Source organism: Bradyrhizobium sp. HKCCYLS3070 (assembly GCF_051167575.1).
GTDB lineage: Bacteria > Pseudomonadota > Alphaproteobacteria > Rhizobiales > Xanthobacteraceae > Bradyrhizobium.
Genome location: NZ_JBNPTI010000008.1, coordinates 66265 through 88785, shown reverse-complemented (window position 1 = coordinate 88785; position 22521 = coordinate 66265). Strand labels below are relative to the sequence as shown.

Annotated in this window: 21 protein-coding genes; 6 read left to right on the top strand and 15 right to left on the bottom strand. The window is 66.1% G+C overall.

Annotation, left to right across the window (positions count from 1 at the left end; translation table 11 throughout):
• The first annotated feature begins 97 nt into the window (after nt 1-97).
• Together ACQR03_RS23335 and ACQR03_RS23330 are read left to right on the top strand one after the other, a co-directional pair.
• The gene (locus ACQR03_RS23335) at nt 98-1315 is read left to right on the top strand and encodes an MFS transporter (RefSeq protein ID WP_316171895.1); all 1218 of its coding nucleotides are present in this window, start codon (nt 98-100) and stop codon (nt 1313-1315) included.
• A 133-nt stretch (nt 1316-1448) separates the two neighbouring features.
• Nucleotides 1449-2309 (top strand): DUF1499 domain-containing protein, encoded by an 861-nt coding sequence (locus tag ACQR03_RS23330; RefSeq protein WP_315715519.1) that lies wholly within the window; start codon nt 1449-1451, stop codon nt 2307-2309.
• A gap of 80 nt (nt 2310-2389) precedes the next feature.
• Here ACQR03_RS23330 and ACQR03_RS23325 read toward each other — a convergent pair whose 3' ends face one another.
• From ACQR03_RS23325 to ribB, 3 genes are all read right to left on the bottom strand, one after another.
• The gene (locus tag ACQR03_RS23325; protein ID WP_316171894.1) at nt 2390-3307 is read right to left on the bottom strand and encodes an MBL fold metallo-hydrolase; all 918 of its coding nucleotides are present in this window, start codon (nt 3305-3307) and stop codon (nt 2390-2392) included.
• A gap of 211 nt (nt 3308-3518) precedes the next feature.
• Nucleotides 3519-4733: an acyl-CoA dehydrogenase gene (locus ACQR03_RS23320; protein ID WP_315715517.1), complete on the bottom strand. Its 1215-nt coding sequence runs from the start codon at nt 4731-4733 to the stop codon at nt 3519-3521.
• Nucleotides 4734-4797: 64 nt separating this feature from the next.
• Nucleotides 4798-5874 (bottom strand): 3,4-dihydroxy-2-butanone-4-phosphate synthase, encoded by a 1077-nt coding sequence (ribB, locus tag ACQR03_RS23315; RefSeq protein ID WP_315715516.1) that lies wholly within the window; start codon nt 5872-5874, stop codon nt 4798-4800.
• 175 nt (nt 5875-6049) lie between these two features.
• On the opposite strand from ribB, the gene ACQR03_RS23310 reads away from it, so the two are divergent.
• Nucleotides 6050-7288, top strand: coding sequence for a PLP-dependent aminotransferase family protein (locus ACQR03_RS23310; protein ID WP_316193377.1), 1239 nt, complete (start codon nt 6050-6052; stop codon nt 7286-7288).
• A 9-nt stretch (nt 7289-7297) separates the two neighbouring features.
• Here ACQR03_RS23310 and ACQR03_RS23305 read toward each other — a convergent pair whose 3' ends face one another.
• Nucleotides 7298-8578, bottom strand: a complete 1281-nt coding sequence (locus ACQR03_RS23305) for an amidohydrolase/deacetylase family metallohydrolase (protein WP_315752074.1) — start codon at nt 8576-8578, stop codon at nt 7298-7300.
• Nucleotides 8579-8752: 174 nt separating this feature from the next.
• Here ACQR03_RS23305 and ACQR03_RS23300 point away from each other — a divergent pair, with 174 nt between their 5' ends.
• Together ACQR03_RS23300 and ACQR03_RS23295 are read left to right on the top strand one after the other, a co-directional pair.
• Nucleotides 8753-9199, top strand: a complete 447-nt coding sequence (locus ACQR03_RS23300; RefSeq protein WP_315752075.1) for a hypothetical protein — start codon at nt 8753-8755, stop codon at nt 9197-9199.
• 144 nt (nt 9200-9343) lie between these two features.
• Nucleotides 9344-9571, top strand: a complete 228-nt coding sequence (locus ACQR03_RS23295; protein WP_315715512.1) for a hypothetical protein — start codon at nt 9344-9346, stop codon at nt 9569-9571.
• 91 nt (nt 9572-9662) lie between these two features.
• Here ACQR03_RS23295 and ACQR03_RS23290 read toward each other — a convergent pair whose 3' ends face one another.
• From ACQR03_RS23290 to ACQR03_RS23280, 3 genes are all read right to left on the bottom strand, one after another.
• Nucleotides 9663-10484 (bottom strand): aldo/keto reductase, encoded by an 822-nt coding sequence (locus tag ACQR03_RS23290; protein WP_434841925.1) that lies wholly within the window; start codon nt 10482-10484, stop codon nt 9663-9665.
• A gap of 192 nt (nt 10485-10676) precedes the next feature.
• A complete protein-coding gene (locus ACQR03_RS23285) occupies nt 10677-11096 on the bottom strand; it encodes a hypothetical protein (RefSeq protein ID WP_316193379.1) in 420 nt (139 codons plus the stop codon).
• Between the two features lie 317 nt (nt 11097-11413).
• Nucleotides 11414-12295, bottom strand: coding sequence for an aldose 1-epimerase family protein (locus ACQR03_RS23280; RefSeq protein WP_316174758.1), 882 nt, complete (start codon nt 12293-12295; stop codon nt 11414-11416).
• A gap of 331 nt (nt 12296-12626) precedes the next feature.
• Here ACQR03_RS23280 and ACQR03_RS23275 point away from each other — a divergent pair, with 331 nt between their 5' ends.
• Entirely contained in the window at nt 12627-13823 is a 1197-nt protein-coding gene (locus ACQR03_RS23275; protein WP_434841968.1) for an amidohydrolase family protein, read from the top strand.
• A 147-nt stretch (nt 13824-13970) separates the two neighbouring features.
• Here ACQR03_RS23275 and ACQR03_RS23270 read toward each other — a convergent pair whose 3' ends face one another.
• The 8 genes from ACQR03_RS23270 to ACQR03_RS23235 all read right to left on the bottom strand — a co-directional run bounded on the left by ACQR03_RS23270 (nt 13971) and on the right by ACQR03_RS23235 (nt 22246).
• Complete coding sequence (locus ACQR03_RS23270; RefSeq protein WP_316164241.1) at nt 13971-14486, bottom strand: MarR family winged helix-turn-helix transcriptional regulator; 516 nt, start codon at nt 14484-14486, stop codon at nt 13971-13973.
• Nucleotides 14487-14499: 13 nt separating this feature from the next.
• Nucleotides 14500-15204: an ABC transporter ATP-binding protein gene (locus ACQR03_RS23265; protein ID WP_315715507.1), complete on the bottom strand. Its 705-nt coding sequence runs from the start codon at nt 15202-15204 to the stop codon at nt 14500-14502.
• Nucleotides 15201-15992 carry an ABC transporter ATP-binding protein gene (locus ACQR03_RS23260; protein ID WP_315813534.1) on the bottom strand — a complete coding sequence of 264 codons (792 nt, stop codon included), beginning with the start codon at nt 15990-15992 and terminating at the stop codon, nt 15201-15203. Before ACQR03_RS23260 ends, ACQR03_RS23265 begins: the two co-directional genes overlap by 4 nt.
• Nucleotides 15989-17875, bottom strand: a complete 1887-nt coding sequence (locus ACQR03_RS23255; protein WP_434841924.1) for an ABC transporter permease — start codon at nt 17873-17875, stop codon at nt 15989-15991. Before ACQR03_RS23255 ends, ACQR03_RS23260 begins: the two co-directional genes overlap by 4 nt.
• 182 nt (nt 17876-18057) lie before the next feature.
• Complete coding sequence (locus tag ACQR03_RS23250; protein WP_434841923.1) at nt 18058-19260, bottom strand: ABC transporter substrate-binding protein; 1203 nt, start codon at nt 19258-19260, stop codon at nt 18058-18060.
• Between the two features lie 26 nt (nt 19261-19286).
• Entirely contained in the window at nt 19287-19871 is a 585-nt protein-coding gene (locus ACQR03_RS23245) for an amino acid synthesis family protein (RefSeq protein WP_315715503.1), read from the bottom strand.
• A gap of 39 nt (nt 19872-19910) precedes the next feature.
• Complete coding sequence (locus tag ACQR03_RS23240) at nt 19911-20798, bottom strand: UPF0280 family protein (protein WP_434841922.1); 888 nt, start codon at nt 20796-20798, stop codon at nt 19911-19913.
• On the bottom strand, nt 20795-22246 hold the full coding sequence (locus ACQR03_RS23235; RefSeq protein ID WP_316164238.1) for a 6-hydroxynicotinate reductase: 1452 nt from the start codon (nt 22244-22246) through the stop codon (nt 20795-20797). Before ACQR03_RS23235 ends, ACQR03_RS23240 begins: the two co-directional genes overlap by 4 nt.
• Nucleotides 22247-22521 lie beyond the last annotated feature (275 nt).

Genomic DNA, 22521 nt, shown 5'->3' with positions numbered 1-22521 from the left:
ACGGCCCCTCCCCTTTGGCGGGGCCGTGGCGTTGCGTGCCGCCGTGGCGTTGACGTGGCGCAAGGCGGGCATGCCGGGCCGCATCTAGAAGGTGGGCATGAGTTCAAGAGCGCGCCTCCCAGCGTCTACGACATGGCGCGACATACCGTCGACGGTGCTGACGCTCGGGCTGGTATCGCTCCTGATGGATATCTCCTCGGAGCTGATCCATGCGCTGCTGCCGGTCTTCCTCGCGACCGTGGTCGGCGCCTCCACGGTGACCATCGGCCTGATCGAAGGCGTGTCCGAGGCGACCGCCGCAATCACCAAGGTGTTCTCCGGCGCACTGTCCGACCGCATTGGCAAGCGCAAGCTGCTGGTCGCAATCGGCTATGGGCTGGCGGCATTGACCAAGCCGGTGTTTCCGCTCGCCAGCACATCATGGCAGATCCTCGCGGCGCGCTTCGTCGACCGCATCGGCAAGGGCATCCGCGAGGCGCCGCGCGATGCGCTGATCGCCGACGTCACGCCGGAAGGCATCCGCGGCGCGAGCTACGGCCTGCGCCAGGCGCTCGACACGATCGGCGCCTTTGCCGGTCCCCTCCTCGCCGTGGCGCTGATGGCGCTCTACGCCGACGACTTCCGGGCGGTGTTCTGGTGGTCGGCGCTGCCGGCCACGCTTGCCGTGCTGCTGATCCTGTTCGGCCTGCGCGAGCCGGCGCAGACCGCGCCTGCGGCGCGCCGGGACTGGCCGGTCCATGCGCGCGAGCTGCGCCGGCTGCCATCGGCCTATTGGATCGTGGTCGCCACCGGCGCGGTGTTCGCGTTGGCCCGCTTCAGCGAGGCGTTCCTGGTGCTGAAGGCGCAGGCCGACGGCCTCGCTCTCGCCCTGATCCCGTTGGTCTACGTGCTGATGAACCTGATCTATGCCGGCGTCGCCATGCCCGCCGGCATCCTCTCCGACCGCATCGGCCGCAACAACGTGCTGACCTGCGGCCTCGTGGTGCTGACAGCCGCCGACCTGACGCTGGCCTTCGTGCCCGGCCTGATCGGCACCGCGATCGGCGTCGCGCTGTGGGGCCTCTACCTCGGGCTGTCGCAGGGGCTGCTGTCGGCAATGGTCGCCGATACCGCCCCGCCGGATCTGCGCGGCACCGCGTTCGGCCTGTTCAACCTTGTGACCGGCGCTGCGCTGCTGGTCGCGAGCCTGCTGGCGGGATCGCTGTGGCACGCCTATGGGTCGCAGGCGACGTTCACGACCGGCGCAGCCTTCTCGATCGCAACCGTCCTGTTGATGCTGACGGCGTTGCGCAGCCGCCCGGACCGAGCCGCCTGACGCGGTCTCCGCATCAACCGCCCTCTCCGGGCCAAACGCCTCTTGAATTTGCGCCATCCGCGTGGTCTCACACGGGGTGATCCGGCCGCCCGGCAACGCAGGCAGCGGCCCAACCCCGGCAGTTCCTGACACGATGGCACGCAGGTTTCACGCCCCCTATCTGTCGGAGCCGATCTCCAGCCTCGCGACCTGGACCCGCAATCTGGCGGTGTTCTCGGTCGTCGCCGTGCTGGTCTCGATCCTGATCCTGCGCTTCGATTTTCTGGAGATGAAGCCGGCGCTGGCGACGTTCTTCGGCGCGCTGGGGCTCGCCGTGCTGTCGATCCTGCTCGGGCTTGCCGCCTTCGTCGCGATCTGGCGCAACGGCAGCCGCGGCATGAGCCGGATCCTGCTCGCCTTCATGATCGATGCGGTGGTGCTGGCCTATCCGGCCTACCTCGCGCTCCAGTACCGCAAGCTGCCGAAGATCTATGACATCACCACCGACCCGATCGATCCGCCGCGCTTCGAGGCTTTGGCGCCGCTCCGCAACGGCGACGGCACCAACACGGCCGTCTATGCCGGGCTGTATTCAGCCGAGCAGCAGCAGAAATTCTATCCGGACATCGAGCCGGTGCAGATCGAACTGCCGCCCGATCGCGCCTACGCGATCGCCCTGAAGCTGGTCAACCGGCGCAAATGGTTCGTGGTCGACGAACGCGCGCCCCAGCCGCCGCGCCGCGTCGGCCGCATCGAGGCGGTCGCGCGCACGCCGATCATGGGCTTCCGCGAGGACATCTCGATCCGCATCCAGCCCGACGGTGAGGATTCCCGCGTCGACGTCCGCTCCGCCTCGCGCTATTTCGAGTCAGATATCGGCAGCAATGCCGCGCGCGTGACCAAGCTGATCGAGGACCTGTCCAACGCCGGCGAGGCCGAGGCGCAGAAGCCGGTGAAGAAGGTCACGCCGCCGCCGGTGGCGGCGAAGGGCAATGCGAAGACGGTGAAGAAGTGAGCGGGGCGAATGGCGAATAGGGAGTAGCGAATAGGGAACGAAGTCTTCCCGGCTCGCACTCTTCCCCTACTCGCTATTCGCTACACCAGCCGATACGTCCCGCCGATCACCGGATCACCTTCCGTCGCGACCACGCCGCGGGCGACGAGGTCTTCCAGATGGGCCAGCACGGAATAGCCGGCCGCGGTGGTGAGCCGTGGATCGATGCCGATATAGATCGCGCGCACCATGGTCGGGATGTCGGCCTCGCCCTTGGCGAGGCGATGCAGGATCGAGGCCTCTCGGGCCTGGCGGTGGCGCATCAGGAAGCGCGTGTAGCGCGGTCCCTCCGGAATTTCCGGACCGTGACCTGAGAAATACAGCTCCTCGGGCCGCGCGGCGAGCCGCTCCAGCGAAGCCATGTAGTCGACCATCGAACCGTCGGGCGGCGCCACGATCGACGTCGCCCAGCCCATGACGTGATCGCCGACGAAGGTGGTGCTGCGCTCGGCCCAGGCGAAGGCGAGATGGTTGGCCGTATGGCCCGGCGTCGCCACGGCCTCGACCCGCCAGCCCCGCCCTTCGATCACATCGCCGTCAGCAACGGTGACATCCGGCGCAAAGTCGCGGTCGACGCCGGATTCCGGACTGTGCTTCTCACTCTCGTAGCGCGGCCGCGAGGCGCGATGCGGGCCCTCGGCATAGACGGTGGCGCCGGTCGCGGCCTTCAGCCGGCCGGTGTTCGGCGAGTGATCGCGATGCGTGTGCGTCACCAGGATGTGCGTGACGGTCTCGCCTCTGATGGCATCGAGCAGCGCCTGCGCATGGGCCTCGTTGTCCGGACCCGGATCGATGATCGCGACGTTGCCGGTCCCCACGATGTAGCTGACCGTGCCGGTGAAGGTGAACGGACTCGGATTGTTGCAGAGGACGCGGCGAATGCCCGGGCGGACCTGCTCGACGACGCCCGCCCGAAGCGGGAAGTTGCGGTTGAACGGGACGTCGTCATTCTCGGCCATGGCGTGCCTTCCCTGTGCATGGGGCAGATCGCCTGCCTCACTCGCTGCCGTCATCCCCCGCGAAAGCAGGGGATCCAGTACTCCGAGACGGCGATGAGCCTCGATGGGCCGGTGATTGCTGGATCGTCCGCTTTCGCGGACGATGACAGCGAGGGCGCAACGGCGACCGCGTATAGCGCCCTATGCAGCGAATGGGCGTCGCGCACAGCAGTTAGAAAAACGCCTGAATGCCGGTGATGGCGCGGCCGAGGATCAGCGCGTGGACGTCGTGCGTGCCCTCGTAGGTATTGACCGTCTCGAGGTTGGCGGCATGGCGCATCACCTGATACTCGATCGAGATGCCGTTGCCGCCGTGCATGTCGCGCGCGACGCGGGCGATGTCGAGCGCCTTGCCGCAATTGTTGCGCTTGACGATCGAGATCATCTCCGGGGCCATCTTGCCCTCGTCCATCAGGCGGCCGACGCGAAGCGAGGCCTGCAGGCCGAGCGCGATCTCGGTCTCCATGTCGGCGAGCTTCTTCTGGACCAGCTGCGTGGCAGCCAGCGGCTTGCCGAACTGCTTGCGGTCGAGCGTGTACTGGCGAGCGCGATGCATGCAATCCTCGGCGGCACCGAGCACGCCCCAGGAGATGCCGTAGCGGGCGCGGTTGAGGCAGCCGAACGGCCCCTTGAGGCCGGACACGTTGGGCAGCAGCGCGCTCTCCGGCACCACCACGCCGTCCATCACGACCTCGCCGGTGATCGAGGCGCGCAAGGAGAGCTTGCCGCCGATCTTCGGCGCCGACAGGCCCTTCATGCCCTTCTCCAGGATGAAGCCACGGATCTGGTTGTCATGCGCGGCCGACTTGGCCCACACCACGAACACGTCGGCGATCGGCGCGTTCGAGATCCACATCTTGCTGCCGGTCAGGCGATAGCCGTCGGCCACCTTCTCGGCGCGGGTCTTCATGCCGGCCGGATCGGAGCCGGCATCCGGCTCGGTCAGGCCGAAGCAGCCGACCCACTCGCCGCTGGCGAGCTTCGGCAGATACTTCTTGCGCTGGCTCTCGTCGCCATAGGCATAGATCGGATACATCACCAGCGAGGACTGCACCGAGTTCATCGAGCGGTAGCCGGAATCGACGCGCTCGATCTCGCGTGCCACGAGGCCATAGGCGACGTAGCTCGCATTGGCGCAGCCATATTCCTCCGGCAGGGTGATGCCGATCAGGCCGAGCTCGCCCATCTCGTTGAAGATCTCGCGGTCGGTCTTCTCCTCGAGATAGGCCTTGGTCACGCGCGGCAGCAGCTTGTCCTGGGCGTAGGCGCGCGCGGTGTCACGCACCATGCGCTCGTCCTCGGTCAGCTGATCGTCCAGCAGGAAGGGATCGTCCCACTGGAAGCTCGACTGGGCCGGCTTGTCCTTTGCCTGAGGGCGCGCGCTCATGAATGGTCCTTTCGCGTCTCGCTGCGCACGGGTCGCAGCAGTTGAGAGGTTAAATCCTGGAAGTTCAGCCTTCAAGCCGCTCGTTGGCGACGATCTCGATGCCGAAACCCGACAGGCCCTTGTAGTCATGCACCGACGACGTCAGGTTCCGGATCGAGGTCACGCCGAGATCACGCAGGATCTGCGCACCGACGCCGACCTCGCGCCACTGCCGGTGGCGATCGGCCTCCGCGGTATGCGGCTCTTCGACCGGCTCGACGGGAACGCCGGCCGCGCCGTCGCGCAGATAGATCAGCACGCCGCGACCGGCCCGCTTGAAGTGCTGCAGCACCGCCTGGATACGCTGCGGACCTGCGATCAGATCCTTCACGATGTTGGGCTTGTGCAGCCGCGTCAGCACGTTCTTGCCGTCGCCGATGCCGTTATAGACGAACGCGGCGTGGGTGATCGGATCGAACGGCGAGCGGTAGGCGAAGCCCTGCAGCGGCCCGATCGGGCTGTCGGTCGTGAAGGTCGACACCCGTTCGATCAGCTTCTCGCGCGCCTGCCGGTACGAGATCAGATCGGCGATGGTGACATGCTTGAGATTGTGGGCCGCGGCGAAACGAACGACCTGCTCGCCTTTCATGACCGTGCCGTCGTCGTTCATCAACTCGGAGATGACGCCGACCGGCGGGAGCCCGGCGAGCTTGCAGAGATCGACCGCCGCCTCGGTGTGGCCGGAGCGCAGCAGCACGCCGCCGTCACGCGCGATCAACGGGAAGATATGGCCGGGGCGCGCGAAATCAGCGGCACCGGCATTCGGGTTGGCGAGCGCACGACAGCAGGAGGCGCGCTCTTCGGCCGAGATTCCGGTGCCACCGTCCGGCTTGTAGTCGATCGAAACGGTGAAGGCCGTGGTGTGGTTGGAATCATTGTGCGCGACCATCGGGTCGAGCCGCAGCCGCCGCGCGTCGTCGGCGGTGATCGGCGCGCAGACGATGCCGGAGGTATGGCGAATGATGAACGCCATCTTGTCGGGCGTGCAGAGCGAGGCGGCGACGATGAGATCGCCCTCGCCCTCGCGGTCGTCGTCATCGGTCACGACGACCATCTCGCCCTTGGCGAAGGCGTACAGAACTTCCTGGATCGAGTCGGCCATTGCAAGTCTCGCTGCTTTTCCGGGCTGCTTTAGCCGGGATCGCAGGCGCGCGCCAGAGCGGCGGAACCGCCGCTCGAAGGTCGCCTTCCCCGGGAAAAGGACCGGCCCTGCCAGGACAAGCGCCCTGGTATCTGTTTAAAGTCGCCTCAAATCGAGAACAAGGGAGCCGCGCCTCATGGCCGCATTCGATTTTGCACCCCTCCTCAGCCCCGGCCTGCCCGCACCCGCCGCGCGCTGGACGGGACTCGCAAAATACAGCTTCGTCGGCGGCAACAACGACGCCGATGCCGTGCCCGTGGAGGGCTTGCGCGCGGCCGCCGACGCCGTGCTCGCCCGCGAGGGACGCGCGCTCGCCACCTACGGCCTCGCGCACGGGCCTCAAGGCTACCGGCCGCTGCGGGACTTTCTTGCCGCCAAGCTGACGCGGGACGCGGGCATGTCGGCGCGCGCCGACGACATCATGATCCTGTCCGGCTCGCTGCAGGGCCTCGACCTCGTCAATCAGGCGCTGCTCACGCGCGGCGACACCGTGCTGGTCGAGCAGGACAATTACCAGGGCACGCTGACGCGGCTGGCACGACTGGGCGTCAAGGTCATCGGCATCCCGCTCGACCAGGACGGCATGCGAACGGACGCGCTGGCGACGATGCTGGCCGATCTCAAGGACCGCGGCATCCGGCCGAAATACATCTATACCATTCCGACGGTGCAGAATCCGACCGGCACCATCATGCCGGAAAGCCGCCGTGCCGAGCTGCTGTGGCTGTCGCGCGCCTACGGCGTGCCGGTGTTCGAGGACGACTGCTATGCCGACCTGATCTGGGAGGGCAAACGGCCCCGCGCGATCCACGGCATGTCCGATCATGGCGGCGTGATCCACCTCGGCTCGTTCTCGAAATCGGTCGCGCCCGCGCTGCGGGTCGGCTTCCTGGTCGCCCCCTGGGAGATCATGTCGGTGCTGCTGTCCCTCAAGACCGATGCCGGCTCGGGCGCGCTGGAGCAGATGGTGCTTGCGGAATATTGCAGACCGCATTTCGCGACCCACGTGCCGCAATTGGTGCGGGGCCTGCGCGCCAAGCTGGACACCCTGGTCGAGGCGCTCAACGCGGAGTTCGGCACCGCCGCCGAGTTCGCGCCGCCCAAGGGCGGGATCTTCCTCTGGGTCAAGCTGCCGGACCAGGTTGACGCGATGAAGCTGTCACAGGCAGCGCTCAAACGCGGCGTCTCGATCAATCCGGGATCGGAATGGTCCACCGACGCCGCGCATGCGCGGAGCCGCCTGCGGCTGTGCTTCGCCAGCCCCTCGCATCAGGAGATCCGCGAGGGCATCGCAGTGCTCGCCGACGTCTGCCGGGAGGAGTTCGGGGTGCCGCTCCGCTCGTCCAACGTGGAGCGGACGCGCGCGATCGAGTGATTGCGCTGCTCACCGCACCGAAAAGGGCGACTGATAGGGCCGCCCGAACGGCACGCCATTGATGACCGTCTGCACCGGCTTGAGCTGCAGCTTGCCGTCGCGCTTGTTGCCGCGGGTATCGACGAAGCTGACGGGCCCCTCGACCAGGTCCATGATTGCGACGTCGGCGGGCGCGCCGACCTGCAAAGTGCCGATCTTCGGCGCACGGTTGATGATCTTGGCCGGCGCGGAGGTCGCCATGCTCACCACCTGCTCCAACGAAAATCCCATAGCGATGAATTTCGCCATCACGTTGGGCAGGAACGGCATGCCCGGGCTGTTGCCGGAGAAGACATGGATGTCGGAGGAGATGGTGTCCGGGCCGCAGCCGCCGGGGATCGCGACCTCGGCCACGGTGAAATCGAAGCTGCCGCCGCCATGGCCGACATCGAACAGCACGCCGCGCTGCTTGGCGGCGAGCGCCGCGGGCAGCAGCTTGCCGTCCTGGACGATGTTGGTGAAGGCGCCGCCCATATTCGGCGCGCCGGAATAGGCGTGGGTCAGGATGTCGCCGGGGCGCAGCAGGTCCAGGATCTGCGACATCAACTCGCCGGTCTCGACCCCACCGATATGCACCATCATCCGCGCCGGCCAGCCGCACAGCTCGCAGGCCTTGATGCCGCGCTTCAGCGGCTCGAGCCCATGCTTGAAGATCACGTTCTCCGACATCCGCACCTTGACCCCGAGCAGGAAGTCCGGGTTCTCCGCCAGCGCCATGGCGCAGGCGTCTACCTGCGCATTGTCGATGTTGTAGAGCTCGGCCACCGGAAACGCCGACAGGCCGTTGTTGGCGATGTGGACGAAGGCGTAGATGCGTGCCCGCGACTGGGCGGCGATGAAGCGGCGCAACGCCGCAAGATTGTTGACGCCGGCGTCGCCGGCCGAGACGACCGTCGTCGTGCCCTGGAATTGCACCAGTTCGTCGGGCGGGATCCCGATCGCCGAGCCATAGGGATAGACATGGCTGTGGAGGTCGATGAGGCCCGGCGTCACCAACCGGCCGTTGGCGTCGATCGACCGCAGCGCCCGCTCGGCCGGTATCTCGGGCTCGACCGCTTCGACGACGCCCCAGCGGATCCCGATGTCGCGCTTGCCTCGGAGCGACTGGCTTGGATCGATCACGTCGCCGCCCTTGATCACCAGATCGAACTTGTCGGCCGGCCCCACCGCGGCGCCGGCAGGACCCGATAGCGCGGCCATGGCGGCCGCTCCGGACGACAGCAGGAATTTGCGGCGCGACAGCGCAGACATGGTCAGCCTCCCCACGCTTGTTTGTAGTTGCGGGGAGCATGCGCCTTGTCCCCCTCGCCAGCAAGGCCGGCCCGGAAAGAATGAGACTTTGTGCCAACGATCTCGGCGCGGCTCTGTCATTGCGCCGTTGACGCAGTGCATTAAGATGTCACGGCAGTCACCCCCCGAGACCGCATGATTTCGATCTCCCGCCCTCTCATCGCAATCGTCCTCTGCGCATCATCAGCGTCTGCCGCCCGGGCCGACGACACCGTCGAGGTTGCTCGGACCTGGGGCCTGATCGGAACCTGGGCCGCCGACTGCAGCGCACCCGCGGTCAAGGGCCGCGGCGCCATCATCTCCTACGAAGTCACTGACGATGGTCACCTGATCTATCGTCGTGACCACGATCCGTCCGACGTCAACCAGGTGGCGAGCGCACGCGTCGAGGCGGACCAGACGCTGGTGCTCTCGATCGTGCTGCCCAAAGCGCGCCAGACGCGAGAGAACGGGATCACCCGGACCGCCGACGGCAATATCCGCTCCGCGTTCAATCGCGGCGAGGACGACAGCTACACCATTCGTGACGGCCGCTTCGTCGCCAACGGCAAGCCGACGCCAGCGCTCAGGAAGTGCGACTGACGCGGCAGGCTCGAGGGGACGGCACGGTCCGCCCGCGAGCGTGAAGACCAAATCTGAACGTGTATTCAGCAACTTCGTGGAAGTTCCTGCGGAACGTTCTTTCACACTTCAAGTTGATCCCGCACTTTCATTCTGGAGGACAACATGAAGAAAATCGCTCTCGCGCTCGCTTCCCTTGCGGTCGTCGCGCTCGCGGCACCGTCGATCGCCAACGCCGAGACGGTGGTCATCAAGCGTGGCGGCCATCACTACCACCACGGCTGGGATCGGTCCCACGCCGAATACCGCATGCATCGTGAGTACCGGCCTCACCGCTATGTCCGGCCGTTCCACCGCCATCACGATCGCACCGTGATCATCCGGCGCGACTGATCTGCAACTTCGACACAGCAATGGCCCCGAGAGGGGCCATTTTCTGTGGCGTTCGTTCTGACGTCCGTTCTCGCAGGGCTCCGCGTGGTGGTCAGCGGTCCCATTCCGGCGCAAAGGCCGGATTGACGAAGCGCTTGTCCTTCGGGAGGGACGCGATGGTGGCACGATCCTCATCATCGAGTTGAAGCTTCATCGCATTCCAGTTCGCACGCTGACTTTCCGGACGCGCGGCCTTGGGGATCGCCGCTACCCCATCCTGGTCCAACAGCCATTTCAGTGCGACCTGGGCGGCGCTCGAGCCATGCTTCCTGCCAATGGCCCCCAGCGTCTCGTCGGCGGCGGCGCGTCCCTGCGCCAGCGGGCAATAGGCCACCAGGGGAATCGACCGGCTCGCCATGTAGGCCATCAGCTTCGACTGATCGAGCATCACATGGTACTCGACCTGATTGCAGGCAACAGGTGCCTCGACGTCCTCCACCGCCTGTTTCAGCAGCGCGACAGTGAAGTTGGCGACGCCGATCGCGCGCGTACGCCCCTCCTCCTTCAGCTTCAACAGCGTCTCCAGCGCGGCCGGCAGGTTCATCCCCTTGGCCGGCCAGTGGATGAGATAGAGATCGACGAAATCCAGTCTGAGCTTCCTCAGACTCGTGTCGAATGCGCGACGGATCGCGTCCGGCGCGAGGTTCTCCGGCCAGACCTTGGTGGTGACGTGCAATTCGGCGCGCGGCAGATTTGTTGCCGCAAGTGCAGCACCGATCGCGTCCTCGTTGGCATACATCTCGGCGGTGTCGATGTGGCGGTAGCCGAGCGCAAGCGCGCTCTCGACGGCCTCGCGGCAGACAGTGCCCTGCATGCGAAAGGTGCCGAGCCCGAGCTTGGGCAGACGGATACCCTGGGTGTCGATGGCGTTCATGAAATCTCCTGGAATCGCGCGAGCCATTCGCCAGCAAACGCCGGCGGCAGCCTCGAACATCAAGACCTTGGCGGGAAGCGCTCAACTTGCCTTTGCTCCGCTTGCGAGTTCAAGCGAGCCGGCATCCGCCTCAATCAAGATGTCGGGAGCGAGGTTCCTGAACGCAACAGGCGCGCGGGGTAGCCCCGCCGATCAGCGCCAGTTACAGATGCCGCCGCTGCCAGGCCGGCACGGCCAGGTCTGAATGCGCGTATCCATCGCCTGCGCGTCGAGCGGATTGCCGCGCCGATGGACGAGCTTGGCGCGGGCGGCGCCGCGGGGCCGCTCGGCCGTCCTGGTGCCATGAGCGCGCCGGCTGGCGATGGCGCGCGGGATGGCGGAGCGCTCGTCCGGGTCGATCGCGGAACGGACGGCGACCGCAGGTCGATCTGATTTGGCTTCGATAGGCACAGGTTCGAAATGCGCCTCGGGGCCGAGCGGCTCCGGCGACAACACGGCCTTCGACAGATCAAGCTTGAGGAAGTCACCCGGCTGATAGGCCCCCGCCACAGCATCGCCCGCCGTGAGCAACACGGCGCATGTAATCGTGCCGATAACAGCTCTCAACACCATCCCATCCTCCCGTTCCCCGCGTAACGTCACTTACGCGCCCCCGCCGCGAGATCTCTGCACGCCGGCTGATGGCGAACTCGCAGCGCTGCCCGGCTGCAAGAGCCAGCTAAGAGCGCCTGACATCACGCCGCACGTCATGTTCGATGATCGACCGTTATCAGTTCGGAGAAAGCGCCCACCAACCGCCGGTCGTTCGACGCATCATAGCCAAAGTTCCGCGCTCGTCTCTGATGTAGGTCACGGCGCCGTCATTTCCAGGCCCAAAACTACGAGTCACAGTTACCGCTGTGCACGCAAATGGGCGCTGCGAGCATTAGTCATACCAATCCGTCGACCCGGATGCGGCATCGCAGCGTCTCTGCAGAGTCCGGGGCGATGTGCATGACGCCGGGCTTGGCCGCAAACTCGCCGTCGAAATCGAGCGGACTGGCGAAACCGCGCCACGGCTCGATGCACAGGAACGGCACGCCGCCGGGCTTCGACCAGATTCCAAGCTGACGAAAATGATCCCAAGTTAACTCAAGCGCCGGTCCTGTGGTTCCGACGAGGCGAACCGAACGGCTGGCCGGCTGATCGAGGATCACGGCATCGTCGTCGAACAGACGTTCGCTCAACGGGAGAACGCGCCCCTCGATCGGTGAGGGCTCCGGCCGCTCGCGCAGCAAACCTCCTGTCAGACGGCGGATCGGCGCCGGCTCCGGCTCTGCAAAGATCAGCCGATAGCTCTCCTTCGGCTGGCCGGGGAGCAGCGGCCAGTTGAAGGCGGGATGGCATCCGAACGAGGCTGGCAGAACCTCCGCGCCGGGGTTGGCGATCTCGACCGCCACGTCCAGCGCATCAGCGGTGATCCGGTAGCTCACCGTGAGACGGAAGGCGAACGGATAGCGCGCCCGCGTCGTCTCGTCGTCGGTCAGCTGCAACACGCACGACTCGGCCCCGCGCTCCAGCCAGGTGAATGGGAGGTCGCGGGCGAAGCCGTGCTGCGTCATCGGATAGGTTTGGCCGCGGTGGTGGAGCTGGTCATTCTTGAGTCGGCCGACGATCGGAAACAACCATGGCGCATGGCGCGGCCAGACGGCTCCGGCCTGCCACAGCAACTCCAGGCCCCCGGCCGTCTTCAACGAGCACAGCTCGGCGCCATCAGCCTTGACCGAGGCGGTGATGCCGCCCGCTCCGATCATGTGGAGGTCGTCGCTCATCTGCCGTCACCCACGTCGCAAGAAAATCGCACGAGGTGATGCCGGATTGCGGCGGCAACGTCCAGGGGTGCGGTTCGTCACCAGCGCGTAGACCACCGCCACAAGCACAGGGGACGGGAACGTCGAACTCGCGACCGAAGCCGAGAATGTCGCCGCGCTCATAGGGCCCGCGCAGTGTCTGAAGGGTAGGCAACCCGCGCCAAATCTTCGTGCAGGCCGCAGCTTGCCGGACCCGATCATTCGTGTACGAATGACCGAAACCGGCTTGATGCTGCGCCGCGTGCAGGCGCAAACTGCCGCAAATACCTTGCCAGGAAAGAAGGACATCCCGATGGCCCATGACGCGCCGCAAGCAACCGGTCCCAGCAAGCTGGTCATCCGCAACATCGGCCTGATGCTGTCCGGCGCACTGGAACGGCCCATCCTGGACGCCGACACGATCGTCGCCGAGAACGGCAAGATCACGGGCATCGGCCGCTTCAAGGACGTCGACACCGAAGGCGCGACCACGATCGTCGACGCCCATGGCACGACCGTGGCGCCAGGCCTGATCGACAGCCATGTTCATCCGGTCGCCGGCGACTGGACGCCGCGGCAGAACCAGACCAACTGGATCGACTCCTATCTGCATGGTGGCGTCACCACGATGATCTCCGCCGGCGAGGTGCACATGCCCGGTCGCCCGCGCGACGTCGTCGGCCTGAAGGCGATGGCGATCTTCGCGCAGCGCGCATTCTGGACGCTCCGCCCCGGCGGCGTGAAGGTGCATGCCGGCGCGCCGGTGATCGAATGCGAGATGGTCGAGGACGATTTCAAGGAGCTCGCGGCGGCCGGCGTCAAGCTGCTCGGCGAAGTCGGCCTCGGCGGCGTCAAGGACGGCCCGACCGCGCGCAAGATGGTCGGCTGGGCGCGCAAATACGGCATCCAGAGCACCATTCACACCGGCGGTCCGTCGATCCCCGGCTCCGGCCTGATCGACAAGGACGTCGTGCTGGAGGCCGGCACCGACGTCATCGGGCACATCAATGGCGGCCACACCGCCCTGCCCGACGATCAGATCCGCTGCATCTGCGAGGGCTGCAAGGCGGGGCTCGAGCTGGTGCACAACGGCAACGAGCGCTCGGCGCTGTTCACCTTGCGCACCGCGCGCGAGATGAACGATCTCCACCGCGTCATCCTCGGCACCGACGCGCCGGCCGGCTCCGGCGTGCAGCCGCTCGGGATCCTGCGCATGGTGTCGCTGCTGTCGTCGCTCGGCGACGTCCCCGCCGAGATCGCGTTCTGCTTCGCTACCGGCAACACAGCGCGGATGCGCGAGCTCGACTGCGGCCTGATTGAGATCGGCCGCTCCGCCGACTTCGTCATCATGGACAAGGCGCAGCACTCGCCGGCCACGACCTTGCTCGACAGCGTCCAGCTCGGCGATCTCCCGGGTATCGGCATGACCATCATCGACGGCATCGTCCGCACCCAGCGCAGCCGCAACACGCCGCCGGCCACGAAGATCCCGGAGGTCGTGGCGAAGTAATATCGTCGTAGAGCGGCATACACAGTCATTCCGGGGCGCCCAAAGGGCGAACCCGGAATCCCGAGATTGGCCTGCGCTGTTCTTTCCCTCAGCTCGGGATTCCGGGTTCGTCGCTTCGCGACGCCCCGGAATGACGTGGAGGAAGGGCTACCGCAGCCTGTTCAACAACCCCAGCAGCGTCTCGCGTTCCTTCGCATCCAGCGGCGCCAGTGTTTCCTTGGAGATGGCGAGCGCGAGCGGTGCGGTCTTCTCCGCGAGCTGCTGGCCGGCGCGGGTCAGGCTGACGAGCAGCCGGCGACCATCCTGCGGGTCCGGGCTGGTTTCGGTGAGACCGCGCGCGGTCAGCCGGTCGATCACACCTTTGATCGTCGCGACATCCATCGCCGTGAACCGTCCGAGCTGGTTCTGCGAGCACGGCCCGGTCTCGACCAGCTTCGACAGTGCCGCCCATTGCGTTGGCGTCAGGTTGCTGCCGATGTCGCGCGCGAAGATCATCGTGTGGCGCTGCCAGACCTGACGCAGGATGAAGCCGATCTGATCGTCGAGCACGTAATTTGATTTCGCCGCTTTGGCCGTGGCCTTCGCGGCGGCCTTTGCCTGCGGCTTCGGCGCGGTCTTCGTTGCGGTCCTTGCCGATCGCTTCAGCGTGGCGCTCTTGGCCATATCTTCCCTCGCCTCAGATCGACAGATGCGCGTCGCGGATGTCGGGCCGCGCGTCGAGCTCGGCCATGGTGCCGGAGAAGCAGATGCGGCCGCGCTCGATGATATAGGCGCGGTCCGAGATCAGCTTGGCGAAATGCAGGTTCTGCTCGGAGACGACCAGCGAGACGCCTTCCTTCTTCATGGTCAGGATCGCATCGACCATCTGCTCGACGATCTTCGGCGACAAACCCTCCGAGGGCTCGTCGAGCAGCACCAGCGACGGATTGCCCATCAGGGTACGGGCAATGGTGAGCATCTGCTGCTCGCCGCCGCTCATGCGCCCGCCCGGGCGGTTCTTCATCTCGCCGAGATTGGGGAACAACTGATAGAGTTTCTCGCGCGTCCATTGCGGCGCATTGGGCCGCGGCTTCTGCCGACCGACCTCGAGGTTTTCCTCCACCGTCAGCTCGGTGAAGATGCGGCGCTCTTCCGGAACATAGCCGAGGCCGGCGCGGACGATCTCATGGGTCGGCGCGGACGAGATGTCCTTGCCCTCGAACATGATCTGGCCCTCGCGCAGCTCGACCAGGCCGACAATCGAGCGGAACGTCGTCGATTTGCCGGCGCCGTTGCGCCCGAGCAGCGCCACCACCTCGCCCTCGCCGACCTCAAGGCCGATGTCGAACAGGATATGCGCCGGACCATAGTGGCTGTTGAGACTGGCGACGGACAGCTTCATGCCGGAGCTCCCTCGCGATGATCGGCATCATACAGCAGCCCTTCGCCGAGATAGATCGCCTGCACCTCCCGGTTGGCGCGCACCTCGGCTGGCGATCCCTCGGCAATGAGGCTGCCGCGATTGAGCACGAGAATGCGGTCCGCATGCTCGAATACCACGTCCATGTCGTGCTCCGTAAAGAGGACGCCGATCGACTGCTCACGCGCGATTCCAGCCGTCAGCCGCATCAGCTCGACACGCTCGCGCGGCGCCATTCCGGCGGTCGGCTCGTCCATGAGCAGCAGCTTCGGCTGGTTGGCGAGCGCGATCGCAAGCTCCAGCCGCTTGAGGTCGCCATACGCGAGCTCGCCGCAGGGACGCTCGGCATAGCCGGCCATGCCGACGAGATCGAGCAGGCGATCGGCTTCGTCGCGCTCGATGCCAAGCATCGGGCTCCAGAAATCGAACAGGCGGCGATGATGCGAGACCAGCGCGACCTGGATGTTCTCACGCACCGTCATGGTCGGATAGGTCGCGGTAATCTGGAAGGTGCGGCCGACTCCGAGCCGCCAGACCTCGCGCGGCTTTCGCCCCGTGGTCTCCTGCCCCATCACGGTGATGCGGCCGCTGTCCGGCACGTTCTGGCCGTTGAGCATGTCGAAGCAGGTGCTCTTGCCGGCGCCGTTCGGACCGATCAGCGCGAGGATCTCGCCGGCCTGCAGCGTGAACGACACGTTGCGGACGGCGTGAATGCCGCCATAGGATTTCGACAGGCCTTCGACGGAGAGCAGCGACACGCCGAGACTCATTGTGCGCCCTCCATCTTGGCCGACAGCGAAGCCCCCTTGGGGGCCGCTGCGCGGCGCCGATGCATGACGGTTTCGACCACGCCCACGATGCCTTTCGGGAACACCACCACGATCAGCACGATGAAGATGCCGAGCACGAGCTTCGACCAGTCGGTCTGGCTGACCAGCCAGATGTTGAGCGCCTTGTAGACGATGGCGCCGAAGATCGCGCCAGGCACCGTCTCGACGCCGCCGAGCAGCACCATCACCAGCGCATCGACCGACAGCGAGATGCCCATATTGTCGGGAAAGACGCTGCCTTTCAGATACGCGAACAGCGCGCCGCCGATGCCGGCCGTGGTACCGGCGATGATGAAAGCGGTCCACTGGATACGCTTGCCGTTGATGCCGATCGACTCGCTGCGCAGCGGCGAGTCGCGCATGCCGCGCAGCGCGTAGCCAAAGGGTGAGAAAGTAATCAGCCGGAGCACGCTGACCACGAGCGCCGACACGCCCAGTGCGAGCCAATAGAAGTGCGACGGCGAGGCCGCCCACTTTTCCGGCCAGAGACCGAGAATGCCATTGTCGCCGCCGGTCACGGCCACCCATTGGAACGCGATCGACCAAACGATCTGGGCGAACGCCAGCGTCAGCATCGCGAAGTAGACGCCGGAGAGCTGGACCGCGAAAGCACCAAACACGGCTGCGCCGAGCGCGCCGAGCAGCGGGCCCAGCAAAAGGCAGACGATCATCGGCAGTCCCGCCATCTTGGCGAGGAAGGCGACGCCATAGGCGCCGAGGCCGAAATAGGCGGCGTGACCAAACGAGGCGAGCCCGCCGACCGCCATCAGGAAATGCAGCGACGCCGCGAAGATCACGAAGATCGCGATCTCGGCGCCCACGGTCAGCGCGTAGTTGCCGGCGATGAAGGGCAGCATCGCTGCCAGCGCCAGAGCGACGAGGGACGCCAGCCGCTCGACCGAGCTCAGCGGACGCCACGGAATAACGGTGAGGCCCGGCGTGCGGCGCGCGGGCGCTTCCTTCTTACCGAACAGGCCCCAGGGCCGGACGACCAGCACGACCGCCATCACCAGGAACACCAGGATCAGCGAGATCGTGGGGAAGATCAAAATGCCGAAAGCGTTGAGCTCCGACACCAGCACCGCGGCCACGAAGGCGCCGAGGATGCTGCCGAGGCCGCCGATCACGACGACCACGAACACCTCGACGATGATGCGCAGATCCATCGCGTGATGGACCGCGTCACGTGGGATCTGCAGCGCGCCGCCGAGCGCGGCGAGGAAGACGCCGACCGCGAACACCGAGGTGAACAGCCACTTCTGATTGACGCCGAGCGCCGCCACCATGTCACGGTCCTGCGTCGCCGCGCGCACCAGGATGCCCCAGCGGGTGCGCTGGAACAGCAACCACAGCACCCCGAGCACGATCGGACCGAGCGCGATCAGGAACAGGTCGTAGCTCGGAATGTTCTGGCCGAAGAAATCGACCGCACCTTTCAATCCTGGCGCGCGGCGGCCGACCAGGTCGTCCGGCCCCCATATCAGCACAACGAGATCCTCGACCATCAGCGTCAAGCCGAAGGTCGCGAGCAGCTGGAACAGCTCCGGCGCGTGATAGATCCGGCGCAGCAGCACGATCTCGACGAGCACGCCGACGGCCGCGACCGCGAGCGCTGCCACGACGATGCCGCCCCAGAAGCCGAGCGGACCGGACAGCCTCTCAGTGAGCGAAAAGGCCACATAGGCGCCGAGCATGTAGAACGCGCCATGGGCGAAATTCACGATGCGGGTGACGCCGAAGATGATCGACAGTCCCGACGCCACCAGGAACAGCGAGGCTGCACTGGCAAGGCCGGTCAGGAACTGGACGAAATAGAAGGCCATGGGCGGTCCGCGTGAGGAGATCGTCGAATCGATGAGCCGCGTTTGCGCTCGGCGCTCCCTCAGAGAGCTGGCGAGCAAGCGTGGGGTGAGGGATCTCGGCCCGAACCTGCAGATCAGGCGTCGTATTCCCTCACCCCGCCCGCTCTCCCCCTGCGGGAGAGGGAGAAGCAGGATCGTGTGGATCAGTCCTTCGGCCGGAGCTTGCCGACCTCCGCGTCACCAGGCAGGTAGTCCGAGCCCTTGCGATAGACGGCGTCGACCATGATGCCCTTGCCGTCCTTCAGCGCAGTCTTGCCGACGTAAGCGCCGAGCGTCGACTGGTGATCGATCTTGCGGAACGTGATTTCACCGAAGGGCGACGGCACCGACAGTCCCTCGGCCGCGGCGATCAGCTTGTCGGTATCGGTCGAGCCGGCCTTGGCGAGGATGGCGGCTGCCGACTTGATGGTCTGGTAGCCGACGATCGAACCAAGCCGCGGATAGTCGTTATATTTGGCCTGATACGCCTTCAGGAACGCGTCGTGCTCGGGCGTCTTGATCGAATACCAGGGATAGCCGGTGACGATCCAGCCCTCGGGCGTCTCCTCCTTGAGCGGATCGAGATATTCCGGCTCGCCGGTCAGGAAGCTGACGACCTTGCGGTCCTTGAACAGGCCGCGGGTGTTGCCCTCGCGGACCAGCTTCACGAGATCGGCGCCGAAGGTGACGTTGAGGATCGCCTCCGGATTGGCGGCGGCGACGGCCTGCACCACCGGACCGGCGTCGATCTTGCCCTGCGGCGGCCACTGCTCGTCCACCCACTGGATGTCGGGCCGTTTCTCCGACAAGAGCTTCTTGAACACGGCGACGGCCGACTGGCCATATTCATAGTTCGGCGCAATGGTGGCCCAGCGCTTGGCGGGAAGCTTGGCGGCCTCCTCGACCAGCATCGCCGCCTGCATGTAGTTCGACGGACGCAGGCGGAAGGTGTATTTGTTGCCCTTCGCCCAGGTGATGGCGTCGGTCAGCGGCTCGGCCGCCAGGAAGAACACCTTCTTCTGGTTGGCGAAGTCGCTGACGGCGAGGCCGATGTTCGACAGGAACGTACCGGCGAGCATCGCGACGTTCTCGCTCGACACCAGCTCGTTGGCCGCGGTCTGCGCATCGGCCGGCTTGCCGCTGTCGTCCTTGGAGACGACGACGAGCTTCTTGCCGTTGATGCCGCCGGCCGCATTGATCTCCTCGACCGCGAGCTGCCAGCCCTTGCGATAGGGCTCGGTGAAGGCCGGCAGCAGCGAATAGCTGTTGATCTCGCCGATCTTGATGACGTCCTCGGCGCGCGCCGCGCCCGTCAGTCCCACGACGGCAAGGCCCAGGCCTGCCGCAAGCATCGTTCTCCGTCGCATCCCTTCAGCCTCCATGTTGTGTCGAATTACCGTAGACCGTCCTCGCCCTTGATCTCGGCGACCGTGAGCCCGCCGACGCGCGGCAGCGGACGGCCGCTGTCGGTGACCGCGAGCGCGACCATGATCTCATTGGCGCGTGGCGCGTCGTTGATCTGCACCTCCATGCCGTCGAAATGACTGCGCACGAAGGCCGCATCTTTATGGCCGAGCGGAATGTCGAGCGTGCAGCCGACGCCGCCGCGCTTCTTCGACGACGGGATCAGCGCCGCGCCCTTGCCGAGTACCTTGCGCACCGGCGCGCCCATTTTCGGATGCAGGATCGCGGCCGCATGCTCCAGCTCGCCGTCGCTGCCGACGGCGGCCGCCTTGCCGTAGCTGTGCGCGGCCGGCCCTTCGATGCCGAGCGCGGCCACGGCGCGCTTGGCCAGCATCTCGCCCAGCTCCTCGCCGATCGCAATCAGAGGCGACAGGTCCTCGACATAGCGGCCGGCAAACGGATTCTCGATCACCGCCACTGCCGCAGCCCGCCGCGTCGGCGGCGAGACGGACCGGCCCATCTCCTGATGGACTTCCTCGACCACGGTCACGATCTTTCTGATGACGGCGCTCATCGATGATCCTTCGTGTTCCTGCACATCATGCATCAAACCTCACGCCGCCGCCGCTCGCAACTGCGGCCGACGAACGATCTCGATCGCGCGCGGACCGACAACGCGAATGTTGCCGCGAAGCTGCAGAACGGCGCCTTCGATCAGACCGGCCGACAGCAGCGACTGCCCACGATGCTCGCCCGCGGCCAGCGCTTCGGCAACCTCGACATCACGGAGCTCTCCGACCTCGCATGTGACGAGGCGATCACCGAGATCGGTCTCCGGTTGCAACTCGCAGGCGGGTCGGCGAAGCACGGCCGGATGACCCGGAAGATCGACCGCGTTGCCGATCACCGTCGCCGCCGCATCCGCCTGCGCCGCGCTGCGCGCGAGTACCGTCACCGCGTCGGCAATGCCCAGCGAGAAACTGCGGCCGTGGCGGCCCGACGTGGCGACGCCGCCGATCGCATCGGCAGCACGAAGCGTCATCCTGCGCATCACACCTGCGCCGTCGGGACGGTCCATCAGCCCGACGCTGAAGGTGGCGGCATCCCGCAGATGGAGTGCGATGTCACCGCCATTGTTGACATAAGCGCGCGTCAGATTCGCCGCGCCGCGCATGGCGCCGAGGATCTCCTCGGCCACGCTCCCGGCAACCGCGGCCATCGGCGTGATGAACATTTCGCGCGCGAACGGCGACACGGCCGCATGCATCCGCCGCGCGACGACACCTTTCAATGGGCATCGATCGTGATCGGCGCCCCTGCGCAGATCGGACAGTTCCACACACAGCTCGTCCAATAGACCCGTGAAACGCTCTGCCGCCGCACGATAGGCCGCGCGGATATCACCATCGACTGCGTCGGCGCCGATGATCAGATCGATCGGGCCGTCCTGCAGATGCAGCCGCCGGTCGGGCAACAAGGCGATCTGTGGCTGCCGGGTCATGCACCCGGCCTCGGCCACGGCAGTTGGCGAATGTCCTTGCTGACATCCTTGAGCGAAGCGAGCGGCTGGACGTAATCCATGTGCCCGCCGAGCGCCGCATAATCCGATAGCCTCAGCGTGAACTCGATCGGCGCGACGATCGCCGGCGTCGGCACATAGCCGAAGGCGCCGGCCGGCATCTGGGTCACGTCGACCATATAGGTGATGCCGCCGCCCGGCCAGACATAGACCGGCGCACCGCCGCTCGTCACCCGCGTCAGCGTATCCTTGACCGACCGCGTCAGCCGCACCGGATTGTCGGTGACGCCGGCGCGCAGCGAGCCGCCGGCACCGGCCATGAACAGCACGGTGCACAGCGCCGGCTCGCAGTTCTCCTGGATGCGCTCGACCGAGAACTGCAGCTCCGGCGGCATCTCGCGCGGCACCGGCCTGAGCGTCTCGTCGAGCACGTAGTATCCGGCATGCTCGCCCGTCGTGGACACCATCAGCAGCGTCGTTCCCGGCTTCGCCGTCTTGGGATCGAATGGCCCGAGGATCGACAGCGGATCGGAGATGTCGGTGCCGCCCCAGCCGGTTCCGGGCTGCGCCACCTGGAAGTAGCGGCCCGGCGTCGAGCGTCGCCCCTTCATCTTGATGCCTGTCGCGGGAATGTCGAGCAGCTTGCCGGCCTGGTGCTCTGACAGCACGCCGGTGATGTGATCATCGACCACGACGACCTCGTCGACCTTGCCCTGCCATTGCTTGGCGAACATGCCGATCGTGGCCGAGCCGCAGCCGACGCGCATGCGCTCTTCCTTGACGCCGTTGACGATCGGGGGCTGCCCCGCCTGCACGATCACGCTGGAGCCGCCGTCAACCACGAGTTCCACGGCCTTGCGGTTGCTGAGGTCCATCAGCGCGTCACAGGTGACACGCCCCTCCTTCTTGGAGCCGCCCGTGAGATGATGCACGCCGCCGAGCGACAACATCTGCGAGCCGTATTCGCTGGTCGTGACGTGACCGACCGCTTCGCCGTCGACGCGCACCGTCGCCGCTTCCGGGCCGAGATAGCGGTCGGTGTCGATCTTCACCTTGACGCCGCAATAGCTGAAGATGCCCTCGGTCACGACCGTGACCATGTCGACGCCATCGACGACCGATGACACGATGAACGGCGCCGGCTTGTAGTCGGGATAAGTGGTGCCGGCGCCGATCGCGGTGACGAACAGCTCCGGCTGATGCACGATCTTGCCGTCCCAGTCGCCGCTCGCCTGGAACGGCACCAGCTTGCCGCCATGCGACACCGTGCGCTCCAGCAGGATATGCGGATCGACGCGCACCAGCACACCGTCCTGATTGGCATAGCGGTCGCAGGCGCCTGCCGCGCCCGGCTTGATGTAGCACATCACCGGGCAGGCATCGCAGCGGATCTTGTCCCCTGCACCGTCGCTCGCCGTCTCAGTCACCATGCAGAGAAGCCCATCTTGAAGCGGAGTTGGCGGCAGCCATCCACGCGCCGCGGCAATTCGTTCGTATACGAATGATGTCGCGCCCCTCCGCCGACTGTCAAGCGCCACCGCGAACGAAAAGCACGATTGCCGGATAAACGATCAGTTTGCCCTGCACAATGACGACAAATCGTGCATACGCTGCAGCGCAATACGTGCCACTTGCATGTTAGTACACAAACGATACGCTCGGAGCGATCACCATCGCATCCTCGTTAACGATAGCATAGCGGACG

Coding starts and splice junctions, on each gene's coding strand:
- ACQR03_RS23335 (WP_316171895.1), top strand. CDS start 98: ATGAGTTCAAGAGCGCGCCTCCCAGCGTCTACGACATGGCGCGACATA.
- ACQR03_RS23330 (WP_315715519.1), top strand. CDS start 1,449: ATGGCACGCAGGTTTCACGCCCCCTATCTGTCGGAGCCGATCTCCAGC.
- ACQR03_RS23325 (WP_316171894.1), bottom strand. CDS start 3,307: ATGGCCGAGAATGACGACGTCCCGTTCAACCGCAACTTCCCGCTTCGG.
- ACQR03_RS23320 (WP_315715517.1), bottom strand. CDS start 4,733: ATGAGCGCGCGCCCTCAGGCAAAGGACAAGCCGGCCCAGTCGAGCTTC.
- ribB (WP_315715516.1), bottom strand. CDS start 5,874: ATGGCCGACTCGATCCAGGAAGTTCTGTACGCCTTCGCCAAGGGCGAG.
- ACQR03_RS23310 (WP_316193377.1), top strand. CDS start 6,050: ATGGCCGCATTCGATTTTGCACCCCTCCTCAGCCCCGGCCTGCCCGCA.
- ACQR03_RS23305 (WP_315752074.1), bottom strand. CDS start 8,578: ATGTCTGCGCTGTCGCGCCGCAAATTCCTGCTGTCGTCCGGAGCGGCC.
- ACQR03_RS23300 (WP_315752075.1), top strand. CDS start 8,753: ATGATTTCGATCTCCCGCCCTCTCATCGCAATCGTCCTCTGCGCATCA.
- ACQR03_RS23295 (WP_315715512.1), top strand. CDS start 9,344: ATGAAGAAAATCGCTCTCGCGCTCGCTTCCCTTGCGGTCGTCGCGCTC.
- ACQR03_RS23290 (WP_434841925.1), bottom strand. CDS start 10,484: ATGAACGCCATCGACACCCAGGGTATCCGTCTGCCCAAGCTCGGGCTC.
- ACQR03_RS23285 (WP_316193379.1), bottom strand. CDS start 11,096: ATGGTGTTGAGAGCTGTTATCGGCACGATTACATGCGCCGTGTTGCTC.
- ACQR03_RS23280 (WP_316174758.1), bottom strand. CDS start 12,295: ATGAGCGACGACCTCCACATGATCGGAGCGGGCGGCATCACCGCCTCG.
- ACQR03_RS23275 (WP_434841968.1), top strand. CDS start 12,627: ATGGCCCATGACGCGCCGCAAGCAACCGGTCCCAGCAAGCTGGTCATC.
- ACQR03_RS23270 (WP_316164241.1), bottom strand. CDS start 14,486: ATGGCCAAGAGCGCCACGCTGAAGCGATCGGCAAGGACCGCAACGAAG.
- ACQR03_RS23265 (WP_315715507.1), bottom strand. CDS start 15,204: ATGAAGCTGTCCGTCGCCAGTCTCAACAGCCACTATGGTCCGGCGCAT.
- ACQR03_RS23260 (WP_315813534.1), bottom strand. CDS start 15,992: ATGAGTCTCGGCGTGTCGCTGCTCTCCGTCGAAGGCCTGTCGAAATCC.
- ACQR03_RS23255 (WP_434841924.1), bottom strand. CDS start 17,875: ATGGCCTTCTATTTCGTCCAGTTCCTGACCGGCCTTGCCAGTGCAGCC.
- ACQR03_RS23250 (WP_434841923.1), bottom strand. CDS start 19,260: ATGCGACGGAGAACGATGCTTGCGGCAGGCCTGGGCCTTGCCGTCGTG.
- ACQR03_RS23245 (WP_315715503.1), bottom strand. CDS start 19,871: ATGAGCGCCGTCATCAGAAAGATCGTGACCGTGGTCGAGGAAGTCCAT.
- ACQR03_RS23240 (WP_434841922.1), bottom strand. CDS start 20,798: ATGACCCGGCAGCCACAGATCGCCTTGTTGCCCGACCGGCGGCTGCAT.
- ACQR03_RS23235 (WP_316164238.1), bottom strand. CDS start 22,246: ATGGTGACTGAGACGGCGAGCGACGGTGCAGGGGACAAGATCCGCTGC.